Origin of the sequence: Barnesiella sp. ET7 (assembly GCF_024733785.1) — a bacterium.
Classification (GTDB): domain Bacteria; phylum Bacteroidota; class Bacteroidia; order Bacteroidales; family Barnesiellaceae; genus Barnesiella; species Barnesiella merdigallinarum.
Genome location: NZ_JANRHM010000013.1, coordinates 56,630 through 70,628 on the forward strand (window position 1 = coordinate 56,630; position 13,999 = coordinate 70,628).

The following is a 13,999-nucleotide window of genomic DNA, read 5'->3' on the forward strand; positions in this document are numbered from 1 at the left end:
ATTATTCGATAACATTTAATGCCTTTTCCATTACATAGTTTGTCAGATACAGCTTTTTAGCTCTTGCTTTCTGTTCTCGTACCACTGTATAACCTCGTTTATCAAAAAAAGAACGTGCGGTGATGCTGACTTCGGCAGTAATTTTGGACACTCCGTATTCATGAGCTATCTTTTCTACTTCCGAAAGCAGCAAGGTTGCCACACCTTTTCCTTGCCAGTCCTTGTGGACAAACATGGAGTGCAGATAGCCGTTAGCATTCATAGAGGAAAGACCTACGATTCTACCTTGTCCGTCAAGCGCACCGATATAATTGTTCTTTGCAAGCAGCTCTTTCCAATGTTTTATGCTGTCACCGCACGAAGCCCAGTCTTCTACTTCCTCCTTCGTGTAGTCCTTGGAATTGATAGTAAGAACAGTGGCGCGGAACAATTCCCGCATTTCTGGAATGTCTTGTTCTGCCAACGAACGTATAGATAAATGTTGAGCAGATTCCCATTCCTCCTTCGTCATTCGCATAAAATGTTCCGTGCGAATATCCCCAAGAGGAGAAGTCTTGCCCTCTTCCGTATGATGGAAACGGAAACCACACTTCTCCATCACCCGGCGGGATTTCGTGTTACCGTCATAGTAGCCACACCAAATGGCATTTATTCCCAAATCCTCGAAACATCGTTGCATCAGACGGCGCACGGCTTCCGGTATCAATCCTTGTCCCCAATACGGCTTGCCTATCCAATAACCTATCTCCGCCTCATTCTCTTGCATTTCGGCACTATGCAGACCATCCCCGAACATAATACCTATGCTCCCGACCGGTTCACCGGTTTGTTTTAACTCAACAGCGTAGATTTCCGGAGCAGCAAAAACGGTACGGATGATGTTCAAACTGTCTTCCACGGAAGTATGCGGTGGCCATCCAGCAATAGGCCCGATTGCAGGGTCTTGAGCGTATTTATATAAAGCCTCGGCATCGGATTCTTGCCAAGGTCGCAGTATAAGCCGTTCTGTATTTATTTCTTTAATCATTGTTAGATGTTAGAGTGAGAATATTCGCCGTTAATCCAAAAGGTAGCTTCTGTACCGGTGAAATGCAAAAGCACATAATTGGGGTCGCTCGCTCCACCGGGGAAATGATGAATGAACCAGTCTTTCCACATTTCCTTGCGGATAGCATCATCAGTAACCACTTCTACCGTGCCACGCATGGCAACGCCATCCCCATAGTAATCGTAGCAAAGCCCTGCCTTGTTGTTCGCCTTAAAATCATTCACTTTCACGGAATCTGCACAGGTTGCCATCCAAACCTCATGGAACCCTCTTGCTCCTATCTTAGACATCTGCACAGGACGAGGATAACCGTTGGCGTCAATGGAAACTACGGTAACGTTCTCGCATTGGGAAAGCAAATGCGTTGCTTTTTCCGCCAGTGTCCGTTCATCCTTTTCCTTCCACCGTTTCAGGTGTGGAAAGTATTGGAGCATTTGTTCTTTTGCTTGTATGGGAGTCAGCTTACATTCAGCCTGCACATTCCATTGGTCAAAGAATTGCAGGCAGAACTCTATCATTTGGGTCATTGTAAACTCTTGAGTAAACTCACCATTTTTGTAGCAATAGACGCAATAATCTTCACGACGGCTTCCATCGGCATTTGTCCCTCTGTTCTCATCTGTCAAGGGCATACCGCAACTTTGGCAAAACTGTTGTTCCATATATGTTTTCTATTCAATGCCTGTCAGTCCCTTTACAGGCGGTTATAAAATGCGAAAGCGTGGAACTGCAATGCTACCACGTCTAAGTTGGAGGTCGTAGGAAACCTTTAGTACAGATATGATAATAGCAGCCCACGCTATGGCGTGAGAACCACTATGCCATCTCTTGTACTAAGTCCGAAATTTCCTACGTTTTCAAGTACAAGATAAGCATAACGCTTCTTCTTTTTCTCGTATGCCGTGGAAAGAGTTGCCTCAATCCGATTACAAAGATAGTTTTTTTTTGTGATAATCCCCTATCTTTTAATGCTTTTATTTGCTTTAGAAATGGATTTTAGAGTGTATTTTATATTTTCAACCCTTTACCATGTTTAGTGGATATAAAGCCTAATCCCTTTCTCCATTCATGTGCTTTCTCCTTAAACCACTGCACAAGCGGAATATCATTCACGTATATGTGGTAGTGCCCTTTTCTATTCTTGTCCTCTTCAAATGAGAAAGTTGCATTTTCATCACGGAACTTTCGGTTGAACTCGGGGGAATAGAAATCACCTTTTAATCTAACCTTCTTCAACTTGCACAACTCTTGTACTACTCTTTCAGAGAACTTCAAGGCATTTCGGCAGAAGTCAATCAGTGGTAACAGCTTTTCCACATAAGGGAAATACCGCTGTATCTTGTCTATATACTCGTTGAACTTGGTGCGTTCTTCCTTATGTTCCTGTTCCATTGTTTCAATATGCTGTACCAACATTTCGTTCTGCCTTTCAAGTGCGGATATGCGTTGCTGCAATTCTTCCCTTTCCGCTTTCAACTTATTGCTTCCCAAAAGAGAACCTACCTTTGCCACGAGTGCCGCTTTCGCCTCGGTCTTGGCGGCTTCCAGCTTCTCCGACTTGATTTCCTTTTTAACTTCATCAAGCAGCCGTTCCGCCTGTTGCTGCTTGGTTTGCAACTGCCTTACGTTGGCTTCAAGCTCTCCCGTCTGCCGGTAAAACGTCTGTTGCCGCGCATGTCGGCCATCCGTATCTGGATGAACAAAGAGAATACAAACGACCCGAAGGATTCGGTTATCCCGAATGACAACGACGACAACAATTGATTTAAAACAATTTAAACTCCTATTTATCAATCTATTATAACAGGCATTTCCATAATTCCATAGAAAAATTTCATACAGTAAGAAAAATAGCTTATTTTTGTTTTTAATATTATTTACGACAATTATGAAAATGCCTAAAAATCGCGCCATATATATAGGAGTGGTGGCTTTGGTGTGGGCCTTTGCCTACTTCTACATCTTCAATGCCAAAATCGACGTCAACGGCGACAACTGCCGCTACTACACCTATGCGACGGCTCTGGCCACGGGTCAAGGGTATACCGACATCTCGGCTCCTACGCCCCACCCCACCAACGCATTTCCGCCGGGATACCCGCTGCTGATGATGCCGCTGCGCTTCTTCACCGACAGTGTCGTGGCCCAAAAGGTGCTCAACGGGTTGTTCCTGCTGGGGGGTGCGCTGCTGCTCTTCTTCCTGATGATCAAACGCAAGTTGCCCGACAGCCTGGCCCTGGTGGGGGCCTGTGCCGCTATCCTGAGCGACCGGGTGCTCCACTTCTCGACCATGATGATGAGCGAAATGTCGTGCTTCTTTGTCTCGGCGGCGGCCATCTATCTGCTGACGCTGATGAAGGAGGAGAAACCTTTCTATAAAGATTGGGTCTTCTACGGCATGCTGGTGATGGTACTGCTCTGCTACCACATACGTACCCAGGGAGTTGCCCTGTTTGCCGCCGTGGTGCTCTTCTTCCTCTGCTCCAAAAAGTGGAAGGAGGCAGCGGGTACGGTGGCGGGATTCGTTGTGGGCTGCCTGCCGTGGGTGTTGCGCAACAAGGCGCTGGGCCTGGGACAGAGCCGCTATTTCGAGTCTATCGCTCAGGTGAACCCGTGGCGACCCGAAGACGGTTCGCTCGACCTGGGAGGTATCGTCGGCCGCTTCTTCGACACGCTGGCCATGCTGGTATCCAAGGCATTGCCCAACTCGGTGATTCCCTACTTCAAGGTCGACTACACGCCCGAGGTCTCGGCCGGATTCCTGCTGTGGGTCGCAGCCATCGTGCTCGTGGCCCTCATCGTGCGCGGCTTCTGGTCGTTCGGTAAATACCGCTGGGTGCTCATCGGCTATACGGTCTTCACCTTCGGCCTCATCTCCATCTTCAGCACCCCCAGCGAAAACCGTTACCTCACCTCCATTATCCCCTTCCTGAACATGGGTCTGCTCGTGGGGCTCTACGAGGTTGTCGTCTGGGCCCTGCGCCGCATGGGCTCGAAACTGGCCTTCTCGCCCTGGATTCTCGCCCTGCTGCTGCTCACGAGCGTGGGCAACATCAAGGAGTTGCATGCCATGAACCGGATGCCTTTCCCGCCGGCCTATCAGAACTTTTTCAGAATGGGAGCCGTGCTGAAGGAGCATGTATCGCCCGAGACGGTGGTAGCCTCGCGCAAGGGCGAACTGCTCTACATGTTCTCGGGAACACGGGTTACCGGCTACGCCTTCTCGCAGGACGACCGGGCCGTGATACAAAAGATGCTCGACGACGGGGTGGAGTATGTCATCCTCGACCAACTGGGATACAGCTCGACCTACCGTTACCTCTACCCGGCTATTCAGAAGAACGACGACCTCTTTTTCGTCGCCTCTCACATACCCAACCCCGACACCTATCTGTTGAAGTTCGACCGAGAGGCGGCCCGTAAGAAACTGTCACAAACCAACCCCTAAATCATGAGTGCAACCGACAAGAAATCCAAACAGGCAGTCATTGCCGGAGCCGGTCCTGCGGGACTTACCGGCGCATACGAACTGCTGAAACATACCGATATTCACCCCGTCGTATTCGAGGAGTCGAACGAAATCGGGGGTATCTCGCGCACCGTGCGCTACCACGGCAACCGCATGGACATCGGGGGGCATCGCTTCTTCTCCAAGAGCCAGCGGGTGACCGACTGGTGGAACGAGATTATGCCCCTGCAGGGCTCGCCCTCGCTCGACGACCGGCTGCTGCACACCACCGACAAACCTTTCGCCCCCGGCGGTCCCGACCCCGAGACGACCGACCGCGTGATGCTGGTGCGCAACCGCATCTCGCGCATCTTCTACCTGCACAAGTTTTTCGACTATCCCATCTCGCTCAAGCTGCAAACCTTCACCAACATGGGGCTGGTGCGTACCATCGAAGCGGGCTGCGGATACCTGTGGTCGGTATTCTTCAAAAAGCCCGAGACCTCGCTCGAGAATTTCTATATCAACCGTTTCGGCAAACCGCTCTACCGCATGTTTTTCGAAGACTACACCGAAAAGGTGTGGGGCGTTCACCCCTCGAAACTTGGGGCCGACTGGGGTGCCCAGCGGGTAAAGGGGCTGTCGGTATTTGCCATTCTCAAGGACATGCTCAAGAAGAGTTTCTCCAAGAAAGAGAATATCAAAGAGGTGGAGACCTCGCTCATCGAGCAGTTTGTCTACCCCAAACTGGGACCGGGCCAACTGTGGGAGACCGTGGCCGACGAGGTGCGCCGGCACGGGGGTGAGGTGATTATCGAAACCCCGGTGAAAGAGATTCATATCGCCGACAACCGCGTGACCCACGTGACCGTCGAGGATGCTCAGGGCCGTCGCGACGTGCCCTGCGACTACCTGCTCTCATCGCTTCCCCTCAAAGACCTCGTCCGGTCGATTCGCGGCATCGAGGTACCCGACGAGGTGAAACGTATCGCCGAGGGGCTGCCCTACCGCGACTTCATCACCGTGGGGCTGCTGATGAAAAAACTCGCCATCGACAACCAGACCAAAATCAAGACCTTTGCCAACCGCATACCCGATACCTGGATCTACATACAGGAGCGCGACGTGCGCATTGGCCGCCTGCAGGTCTTCAACAACTGGTCGCCCTACCTGGTCAAGGACTACGAGAACACCGTGTGGATAGGGCTCGAATACTTCTGTACCGAAGGCGATGCCTTCTGGCAGATGAGCGACAAGGAGTTTATCGACATGGCGGTGGGCGAACTGGCCAAAATTGGCATCATCGACCCGGCCGACGTGCTCGACTCGGTACGTATCAAGGTGAAAAAGGCCTACCCCTCCTACTTCGGCAGCTACTACGAACTGGACCGGGTGAAGGCGTTCCTCGACGGCATCGAAAACCTGTGGTGCATCGGCCGTAACGGACAGCACCGCTACAACAACATGGACCACTCGATGATGACCGCCATGGTAGCCGTCGACCACATTGCCGCCGGTAACCCCGACAAGAGTGCCGTGTGGTCGGTCAACACCGAAGAAGAATATCACGAAAGCAAATGAAAGTAACCGACCTGTTCCACAAGCTCTTCTACGGCTCTACCGACAAGCTGCTCGTTCAGTTCGTGCGCTACTTCTTTGTCGGCGGGTTTGCCTTTGTCGTCGACTTCGGGCTGCTCTATATCCTCACCGAGTATGCCGGGCTGCACTACCTGCTCTCGGCCACCCTCTCGTTCATCGCCGGTCTGTTGGTCAACTACATCATCAGTTGCCTGTGGGTATTCAACGGCTCGAAATTCAAGAACCGGCTGGTCGAGTTCCTCTTCTTCGCCGCCATCGGCGTGGTGGGGTTGGCACTCAACGACACCCTCATCTGGCTCTTTACCGACTGCATCGGCACCCACTACATGTTCTCCAAAATCGTAGCCGCCGCCATGGTCTACCTGTGGAACTTCTTCGCCCGCAAATATCTGGTATTTCGGTAATACACGCCATTCCGCGCCACGACGCGGTATCCAGAAAGACCCGGGCAGGAGTACCCGCAACAGTTTACAACGCCTCCCCTCACTGGACCCCGCATCGTTGTGCGGGGTGACACGTACGTCATACCGCGCTACGACGCGGTATCCAGAAATACCCGGGCAGGAGCACCCGCAACAGTTTACAACGCCTTCCCCTCACTGGACCCCGCATCGTTGTGTGGGGTGACACGCTCACGTCATACCGCGCCACGACGCGGTATCCAGAAATACCCGGGCAGGAGTACCCGCAACAGTTTACAACGCCTTCCCCTTCACTGGACCCCGCATCGTTGTGCGGGGTGACACGCTCACGTCATACCGCGCTACGACACGGTATCCAGAAAATACCCGAGCAGGAGTACCCGCAACAGTTTACTACGCCTTCCCCCTCACTGGACCCCGCATCGGGGTGCGGGGTGACAGAACGGCGGAGTGACCCGAAAACAAAACAGGGGAGCCGCCCCAACGGGCAGCACCCCTGCAACAGTCGATTCAATACGTTTTTTACTTGTTGATCAGGAACCAGGCATCGGTAAATTGCGGATAGCGAGCCTGCAAAGCCTCACGAGCCTGAACGGCTGCCGGACGATTGTCGAACGAGCAAGCTACCACACGATACCAACCGGCGGCATTCTGTGCCAACACAGCGGGATAACCATCTGCGCGCAGACGCTCGCAAAGGCTCTGTGCGTTGAGCCGTTGACGGAAACTGCCCACGATTACGTTGTACTCTTTGAGCAGAGCATCGTTACCATCGACGGCGCTGATGCGCTCGCTCTGCTCGCGCACGGGTGCGGAATAAGAGGGAGTAGTCGTAGTGGTTGTCGAGGGAGTCGTTACCACGGTCTCGGCCGGTGCGGGTGCAGCCTCTTCGATTTTCTTCTCCTGGGCCTTTTCATAGGCAGCCCGATAGGCGCTTTGGCTCGACTTACACGAAGCCATACCACCAATCAACAAAAGGGACAAAGCCCAAATCCAATTCTTTCTCATAGGACTTTATAAGTTGTTTTAAAGATTTGTTCTATTTTTTCGATTTTACTTCACGCTGCGAAGATAATGCAAAAGTAACAAATAAACCACATTGACTGTCTCAATCTTACCTGTTAAAAAAGATATTTTCCCTCACTTCCGCCCGGCAACGCAAAGGCTCCATCACAGCATGCCCTTGGTCGAGGGCAGCCGGTCGTCGGTGGGGTCACGCCGGATGGCCATCTTCAATGCCCGGGCAAAGGCCTTGAAGATGCCTTCGATCTTGTGGTGCTCGTTCACCCCCTCGGCCTCGATGTGCAGATTCATGCGGGCGGCATCGCTGAACGATTTGAAAAAGTGGAGGAACATCTCGGTGGGCATGTCGCCTATCTTCTCGCGATGGAAATCGGCCTTCCACACCAGCCACGGACGCCCGCCCAGGTCGAGGGCCACGCGGCACAAGGCGTCGTCCATGGGCAGCGAAAAACCATAGCGGGCAATCCCCCGCTTGTCGCCCAACGCCCGGGCAAAGGCGTCGCCCAGCACGATGGCCGTATCTTCGATGGTGTGGTGCTCGTCGACCTGCAAATCGCCCCGGGTGTGTACCGTGAGGTCGACCCCGGCATGGCGACCCAACTGGTCGAGCATGTGGTCGAAGAATCCGAGGCCGGTATGAATATCGGTGCGGCCCGTCCCGTCGAGGTTGAGCTCGACCCGCACCTCGGTCTCGGCCGTACGGCGTTCGAGCGTCACCCGTCGGGTAGCGGCACACACCACTTGAGCCACCTGCCACCAGTCGTCGGTCACCGCCTCGCACACCCCGGCCAGACCGGCTGCCTCGACCTCGGCCACGCCCCGTTCGGACGGAGCGTAATAGATGGCCCGGCAACCCAGGTTGGCCGCCAGTTGCACATCGGTCAGACGGTCGCCAATGACGTAGGAGTGGGTCAGGTCATATTCGCCCGTGGTGTAGCGGGTGAGCATGGCCGTGCCCGGTTTGCGGGTGGGGCGGTTCTCCTCGGGCAGCGAGGTGTCGATACAGATCCGGTCGAAACGGATACCCTCGTTGGCCAGGGCCTGCACGATTTTCTGCTGCGCCGGCCAGAAGGTCTCGACCGGGAACGAAGGGGTACCCATACCGTCCTGATTGGTCACCATCACCCACTCGAAATCAAGACGGGCCGCCACATAGGCCAGGCTCTGGAACACCCGGGGACAGAACTCCAGCTTCTCCAGCGAATCGATTTGAAAGTCGACGGGCGGCTCGACTACCAGCGTGCCGTCGCGATCGATAAAAAGCACTCGTTTCATAGACTCATTTTTTTAGGATAACGGCTCAGTGCCTGAAACAACAAATTCATCTCGTCGGCCGTGCCGATGGTGATGCGCAGACAATCGTTGCACAGCCGCACCGACGAGCGGTTGCGCACCACAATGCCCTCATCGAGCAGCCAACGGTACACGGCCGTGGCCTCGTCGACCCGCACCAGCACGAAATTGGCATCGCTGGGATAGACCCGCTGCACCAGAGGCAACGCAGCCAACTGCCCGACAAAACGGTCGCGCACCGCCAGCGTATCGGCCACCCAGCGGCTCACCTCGTCGGCCCGGTCGAGCATGTCGAGGGCATAGCGCTGCACCGGCTCGCTGATGTTGTAGGGATACTTCACCCGGTTGAAATAGTCGATAATCGCCGGCGCGGCAAAGGCCATGCCCAACCGCACCCCGGCACTGCCCCACGCCTTCGAGAGGGTTTGCAGCACCACCAGATTGGGAAACTCGGCCAACCGGCCGAGCCACGAAGGACGCGACGAGAAGTCGATATACGCCTCGTCGACCACCACGATACCCTCGAAGCCGGTCAGAAGTCTCTCGATTTCTGCTTCGGGGAAGGCATTGCCCGTGGGGTTGTTGGGCGAACAGACGAAGAGCAGCCGGCTGTCGGCATCGGCCGCAGCCAGAAGGTCCTCGACCGGGAGCGAAAAATCGGCATTCAAGGGTACTTCGCGATAGGCCACGTCGTTGATGTCGGCACACACCCGATACATGCCGTAGGTGGGAGCTATCGACAAGGCGTTGTGCCGGCCCGGCGTGCAGAAAATGCGGTAGAGCAGGTCGATGGCCTCGTCGCTCCCCACCCCGAGGAAAATCTGCCGGGGCGTCACGCCGCGTTGCCGAGCCAGGCGTTGCTTCACGGCCCACTGCAAGGGGTCGGGATAGCGGTTATAGGGGGTATTGAAAGGGCTTTCGTTGGCATCGAGCCACACCGAAGCCTCACCCGAAAATTCGTTTCGGGCCGACGAATAGGGCTGCAACCGCCGGATGTTGGGGCGCACCCACTGCTCTATGGATTTACTCGGGGTTGTCATGGTCATTCGCTTTATTCAGGTTTTGCAAACGTATGGTCACCGCCCGACGGTGAGCCTCCAGCTCTTCGGCGGCAGCCATGGTCTCGATGACGGGGCCGAGATTCTTCAGCCCCTCGGGCGAGATGTGTTGAAAGGTTATCTTGCGGGTGAAGCTGTCGAGATTGACCCCGCTGTAAGCCCGGGCATATCCGCTCGTGGGCAGCGTGTGGTTGGTACCCGAGGCGTAATCGCCCGCACTCTCGGGAGAGTAATAGCCCAGAAATACCGAGCCGGCATTGACCACACCCGTGGCCCACGCCTCGGCATCGGCCCGGTGCACAATCAGGTGCTCGGGGGCATAGGCATTGACCAGGTCGAGCTGCTCCCGGTCGTCGTCGAGCAACACAATCGAGCTGTGGGCAAGCGACTTGGCTATCCATTCGTACCGGGGAAGCCGGGAAGCCTGGCGCTCGATTTCGTCCGGCAAACGGTCGGCCAGGTCGCGACACGACGTCACCAGTACCGACTGGCTGTCGGCCCCGTGCTCGGCCTGCGACAGAAAATCGGCCGCCACGAAACGGAGGTCGGCCCCGGAATCGGCCACCACCATCACCTCCGACGGCCCGGCCGGCATGTCGATAGCCACGCCTTGCATCTGCACCTGTTGCTTGGCCGCCATCACATAGCGGTTCCCCGGCCCGAAAATCTTGCTCACCGCAGGCACGCTGGCCGTACCGAAAGCCAGGGCCCCGATGGCCTGCACACCCCCCAGTTTGAAAATGCGGTCTACCCCCGTAGCACGAGCGGCATAGAGGATAGCCGGGGCAACGCGTCCATCGCGTCCCGGCGGCGTACACATCACTACCTCGCGACAACCGGCCAACCGGGCGGGAACGGCCAGCATCAGCACCGTCGAGAAGAGGGGCGCCGTGCCCCCCGGCACATAGATGCCCACCCGCTCGATGCCTACGGCCTTTTGCCAGCACCACACCCCGGGTGTAGTCTCGACCTTGTGCACGGCCACGGCCTGCGAGGCGTGAAACTTCGTAATGTTGTCGATAGCCTGCCCGATGGCCGCTTTCAACTCGGGCGACACGGCGGCCGACGCCGCCTCGATTTCATCGGGAGTTACCTGAAAACCGGCTAACTCCACCCCGTCGAACCGGCGCTCGTAACGCCGCAACGCTTCGTCGCCTTCGACCCGCACCGCCTCCAACACCTCGGCCACGGTATGCGACAAGTCGGCCAGGTCGACCTTCGGCCGGGCCACTATCTCCCCCCACTGCTCGCGGGGCGGATTGTCATAAATCCTTACTGCCATACTACAAAATCATCTTTTCAATATCGAGCACCACGATACCTTCGGCACCGGCGCCCTTCAAACGGTTGATTATCTCCCAAAAGCGCTTCTCGTCGAGTACCGTATGCACCGAGCACCAAGCCGGATCGGCCAAAGGCATGACCGTGGGGCTCTTGATGCCCGGCAACACGGCAAGCACGTCGGCCAGCCGCGTTTGCGGCACATTCATCAGGATATACTTCTTGCCATCGGCCGCCTGCACCGACTCGAAACGGAAGAGGAGCTCGTCGAGAATCTCCTGTTTTTCGTCCGACAGCGAATCGGTACCGATAAGCACCGCCTCCGACTCGACCACCTGCTCCACCTCCTTCAGCCGGTTGCTCACCAGCGTACTGCCCGAGCTCACTATATCGAAAATAGCATCGGCCAGGCGAATGCCGGGGGCAATCTCGACCGACCCGGCTATCACGTGAATATCGGCCTCGATGCCGTTGCGGTGCAGAAAATCGGAGAGGATACCGGGATACGAGGTGGCTATCTTGCGCCCCGAAAACCAACCGAGGCCCGGGTAGTCCACGTCCTGCGGGATAGCCAGCGAAAGGCGGCATCGTCCAAAGCCCAACTTCTTGAGCACCCCTACGGGACAGCGTTTCTCCAACACCTCGTTCAAACCCACAATACCTACATCGGCTACCCCCGAGGCGACCGACTCGGGTATATCGTCGTCTCGCAAAAACAACACCTCGACCGGGAAGTTCCGCGCCGAGACCAACAGGGTTCGCTTTCCGCCCGGCAACTTGATGCCGGCCTCTTCCAACAGGGCCATCGACTCTTCATAGAGGCGCCCCTTCGACTGAATGGCAATTCGCAACATGCTTCAACTCTTTTTTAAAAGAAAAAAGGCTTACCGCAACTACGGTAAGCCTATATAAATATTCTCCATGCCATTTCTACATGCACGACTCACCGTACCCCTCTGCGAGGAATATGCAAATGATGGTGATGATGCAACGATAGAAACAACATAATGCTCAATTATAATTCACGACAAATATAGCGCTTTAAAAACAAAATGCAAATTATTTTCCAACTTTTTATTCAAATTGTAAATTTATATTCGAATATCTGCAATATTTGCCACTACACAAAGAGAGAGACCACCCAATAGATGCCGGCAGCCAGCAGGGCGCTCACCGGGATGGTGAGAATCCAGGCCACCCACAGGTCCTTGGTCACACCCCAACGCACGGCCGAGAGCCGCTTGGTGGCACCCACGCCGATGATGGCACCCGTGATGGTATGGGTCGTGCTCACCGGAATCTTCAGGAACTCAGTCAGGTAGAGGGTAAAGGCTCCGGCCGTTTCGGCTACCACCCCTTCGAGCGGGGTCACCTTGGTAATCTTGGTACCCATGGTCTTGACAATCTTCCAACCGCCCGACATGGTACCCAGCGAGATGGCCGTGAAGCACGAGAAGGCTACCCAGTTGGGCAGGTCGGCTATGCTGTCGATACCCGCACCCAGACCCAGCGAGTGAGCCGCAATGAGGGCGGCGGCGATAATACCCATCACCTTCTGCGAGTCGTTCAGGCCGTGGCCTATGCTGAACATGGCCGACGAGACCAGCTGCAACCGCTTGAACCAAACCTCGGCCTTGTGCGGATGAACCCGGCGACAAATATGCAGCACCAGTATCGTGAACCCGAAAGCCACCACCATACCGATAAAGGGAGCCAGGAAGATAAAGGCGGCTATCTTGAGAATGATGTTGAGCTGTATGGCCCCGAAGCCGCTGGCCATGATGGCCGCCCCGGCAAACCCGCCGATGAGGGTATGCGACGACGAGGAGGGGATGCCCTTCCACCAGGTAAAGAGGTTCCAGATGATGGCGGCAATGACTCCCGACAGAATGATGGGCAGGGTGATAAACTCCTCGACTACCGTCTTGGACACGGTGTTGGCAATACCGAATCCGCCGATGATGTACTTGGCTATGAAGAAGGCAACAAAGTTGAAGAAGGCCGCCCACAACACCGCCTGAAAGGGGGTGAGCACCTTGGTCGATACGATGGTCGCTATCGAGTTGGCGGCATCGTGAAAGCCGTTGATAAAGTCGAACAACAGCGCCAGAACTATGATAATAATCAGCAACTCCATGGCACCCGGTCGTTAGGCATATTTCACAATCAACGTCCGCAACACCTTGCCCACATGCTCGGCCGAGTCGGTAGTCTTCTCGAGTATCTGCATGATCTCTTTCACCTTGATCAGTTCGATGCAATCTTTCTCCTCCTCGAACAACCGTTTGATGAAGAGTTCATACACATCGTCGGCCTGGTTCTCGATGTCGTGCAACCGGGAGCAGTACTCGCGCAACCGGGTGGGGTTCTTGCGGAAACGCTCGAGCTCGTCCATCGCCTTGCAGATGCAATCGGCCTCCTGCTGTACCAGCAGGCTCAACTCCTTGCCGGTTGCCCCGATGGCATGCGGATTGTAAATCGAGATACGTTTGGCGCAACTGTTTATGCCGTCGATTACATCGTCCATGTGCGAAGCCAACGCCTGTATGTCCTCCCGGTCGAAGGGGGTAATGAAGGTGGTACCCAGTTCGTCGAAGATACGATGCGCCAGGCGGTCGCCCTCACGCTCCAGGTCTTTGATACGTTTGTAGTAGGCATCGCGCTCGTCGGATTTGTCGTGGTCCATACTCTCCACCAGTACGGCCGATGAGGCAACCAGCACCTCGGACAACTGTTTCAACAAAGGGAAAAACTTAGGTTCTTTGGGGGTGAATCGGCTAAAAAAGGAATTTTTCATCGTCGTATTGTATAGATATTTAACACTGTC

At 55.1% G+C, this 13,999-nt stretch carries 13 protein-coding genes and 1 pseudogene; 3 read left to right on the forward strand and 11 right to left on the reverse strand.

Going from position 1 to position 13,999, the window contains the following annotated elements:
• Window position 1: 1 nt before the first annotated feature.
• The 4 genes and pseudogenes from NW211_RS09485 to NW211_RS09500 form a co-directional block, all read right to left on the reverse strand.
• A complete protein-coding gene (locus NW211_RS09485; protein WP_308778226.1) occupies window positions 2-517 on the reverse strand; it encodes a GNAT family N-acetyltransferase in 516 nt (171 codons plus the stop codon).
• A pseudogene (locus NW211_RS09490) lies at window positions 491-1,027 on the reverse strand (GNAT family N-acetyltransferase); the annotation flags it as partial. The pseudogene NW211_RS09490 and the gene NW211_RS09485, both read right to left, overlap by 27 nt.
• A 2-nt stretch (window positions 1,028-1,029) precedes the next feature.
• Window positions 1,030-1,710, reverse strand: a complete 681-nt coding sequence (locus NW211_RS09495) for a zinc ribbon domain-containing protein (protein WP_025278023.1) — start codon at window positions 1,708-1,710, stop codon at window positions 1,030-1,032.
• A 346-nt stretch (window positions 1,711-2,056) separates the two neighbouring features.
• Window positions 2,057-2,962 (reverse strand): hypothetical protein, encoded by a 906-nt coding sequence (locus NW211_RS09500; protein ID WP_258327675.1) that lies wholly within the window; start codon window positions 2,960-2,962, stop codon window positions 2,057-2,059.
• Between NW211_RS09500 and NW211_RS09505 the strand changes: the two genes are divergently transcribed.
• From NW211_RS09505 to NW211_RS09515, 3 genes are read left to right on the forward strand one after another with little or no spacing between them, the layout of a single operon-like run.
• Window positions 2,937-4,496, forward strand: a complete 1,560-nt coding sequence (locus NW211_RS09505) for a phospholipid carrier-dependent glycosyltransferase (protein WP_258327676.1) — start codon at window positions 2,937-2,939, stop codon at window positions 4,494-4,496. The genes NW211_RS09500 and NW211_RS09505 overlap by 26 nt on opposite strands.
• Before the next feature lie 3 nt (window positions 4,497-4,499).
• Window positions 4,500-6,077, forward strand: coding sequence for an NAD(P)/FAD-dependent oxidoreductase (locus NW211_RS09510; protein ID WP_258327677.1), 1,578 nt, complete (start codon window positions 4,500-4,502; stop codon window positions 6,075-6,077).
• On the forward strand, window positions 6,074-6,499 hold the full coding sequence (locus NW211_RS09515) for a GtrA family protein (protein ID WP_087408433.1): 426 nt from the start codon (window positions 6,074-6,076) through the stop codon (window positions 6,497-6,499). Before NW211_RS09510 ends, NW211_RS09515 begins: the two co-directional genes overlap by 4 nt.
• A 540-nt stretch (window positions 6,500-7,039) precedes the next feature.
• Here the strand turns inward: NW211_RS09515 and NW211_RS09520 are convergent.
• The 7 genes from NW211_RS09520 to NW211_RS09550 all read right to left on the reverse strand — a co-directional run bounded on the left by NW211_RS09520 (window position 7,040) and on the right by NW211_RS09550 (window position 13,969).
• Window positions 7,040-7,525, reverse strand: coding sequence for an SPOR domain-containing protein (locus tag NW211_RS09520; RefSeq protein WP_087408432.1), 486 nt, complete (start codon window positions 7,523-7,525; stop codon window positions 7,040-7,042).
• A 162-nt stretch (window positions 7,526-7,687) separates the two neighbouring features.
• Window positions 7,688-8,815 carry a bifunctional histidinol-phosphatase/imidazoleglycerol-phosphate dehydratase HisB gene (gene hisB, locus NW211_RS09525; protein WP_258327678.1) on the reverse strand — a complete coding sequence of 376 codons (1,128 nt, stop codon included), beginning with the start codon at window positions 8,813-8,815 and terminating at the stop codon, window positions 7,688-7,690.
• Window positions 8,812-9,873 (reverse strand): histidinol-phosphate transaminase, encoded by a 1,062-nt coding sequence (hisC, locus tag NW211_RS09530; RefSeq protein WP_258327679.1) that lies wholly within the window; start codon window positions 9,871-9,873, stop codon window positions 8,812-8,814. Before hisC ends, hisB begins: the two co-directional genes overlap by 4 nt.
• Window positions 9,857-11,173 carry a histidinol dehydrogenase gene (gene hisD / locus NW211_RS09535; RefSeq protein ID WP_258327680.1) on the reverse strand — a complete coding sequence of 439 codons (1,317 nt, stop codon included), beginning with the start codon at window positions 11,171-11,173 and terminating at the stop codon, window positions 9,857-9,859. Before hisD ends, hisC begins: the two co-directional genes overlap by 17 nt.
• Window position 11,174: 1 nt before the next feature.
• Entirely contained in the window at window positions 11,175-12,026 is an 852-nt protein-coding gene (hisG, locus tag NW211_RS09540; RefSeq protein ID WP_087408429.1) for an ATP phosphoribosyltransferase, read from the reverse strand.
• 266 nt (window positions 12,027-12,292) lie between these two features.
• Window positions 12,293-13,309: an inorganic phosphate transporter gene (locus tag NW211_RS09545; RefSeq protein ID WP_258327681.1), complete on the reverse strand. Its 1,017-nt coding sequence runs from the start codon at window positions 13,307-13,309 to the stop codon at window positions 12,293-12,295.
• 12 nt (window positions 13,310-13,321) lie between these two features.
• Window positions 13,322-13,969, reverse strand: a complete 648-nt coding sequence (locus NW211_RS09550; RefSeq protein ID WP_087408427.1) for a DUF47 domain-containing protein — start codon at window positions 13,967-13,969, stop codon at window positions 13,322-13,324.
• Between the last annotated feature and the right edge of the window lie 30 nt (window positions 13,970-13,999).

Bases quoted from the DNA above. Each gene is read 5' to 3' on its own strand.
- NW211_RS09485 (WP_308778226.1), bottom strand. From the start codon at position 517: ATGCGAATGACGAAGGAGGAATGGGAATCTGCTCAACATTTATCTATA.
- NW211_RS09495 (WP_025278023.1), bottom strand. From the start codon at position 1,710: ATGGAACAACAGTTTTGCCAAAGTTGCGGTATGCCCTTGACAGATGAG.
- NW211_RS09505 (WP_258327676.1), top strand. From the start codon at position 2,937: ATGAAAATGCCTAAAAATCGCGCCATATATATAGGAGTGGTGGCTTTG.
- NW211_RS09500 (WP_258327675.1), bottom strand. From the start codon at position 2,962: ATGGCGCGATTTTTAGGCATTTTCATAATTGTCGTAAATAATATTAAA.
- NW211_RS09510 (WP_258327677.1), top strand. From the start codon at position 4,500: ATGAGTGCAACCGACAAGAAATCCAAACAGGCAGTCATTGCCGGAGCC.
- NW211_RS09515 (WP_087408433.1), top strand. From the start codon at position 6,074: ATGAAAGTAACCGACCTGTTCCACAAGCTCTTCTACGGCTCTACCGAC.
- NW211_RS09520 (WP_087408432.1), bottom strand. From the start codon at position 7,525: ATGAGAAAGAATTGGATTTGGGCTTTGTCCCTTTTGTTGATTGGTGGT.
- hisB (WP_258327678.1), bottom strand. From the start codon at position 8,815: ATGAAACGAGTGCTTTTTATCGATCGCGACGGCACGCTGGTAGTCGAG.
- hisC (WP_258327679.1), bottom strand. From the start codon at position 9,873: ATGACAACCCCGAGTAAATCCATAGAGCAGTGGGTGCGCCCCAACATC.
- hisD (WP_258327680.1), bottom strand. From the start codon at position 11,173: ATGGCAGTAAGGATTTATGACAATCCGCCCCGCGAGCAGTGGGGGGAG.
- hisG (WP_087408429.1), bottom strand. From the start codon at position 12,026: ATGTTGCGAATTGCCATTCAGTCGAAGGGGCGCCTCTATGAAGAGTCG.
- NW211_RS09545 (WP_258327681.1), bottom strand. From the start codon at position 13,309: ATGGAGTTGCTGATTATTATCATAGTTCTGGCGCTGTTGTTCGACTTT.
- NW211_RS09550 (WP_087408427.1), bottom strand. From the start codon at position 13,969: ATGAAAAATTCCTTTTTTAGCCGATTCACCCCCAAAGAACCTAAGTTT.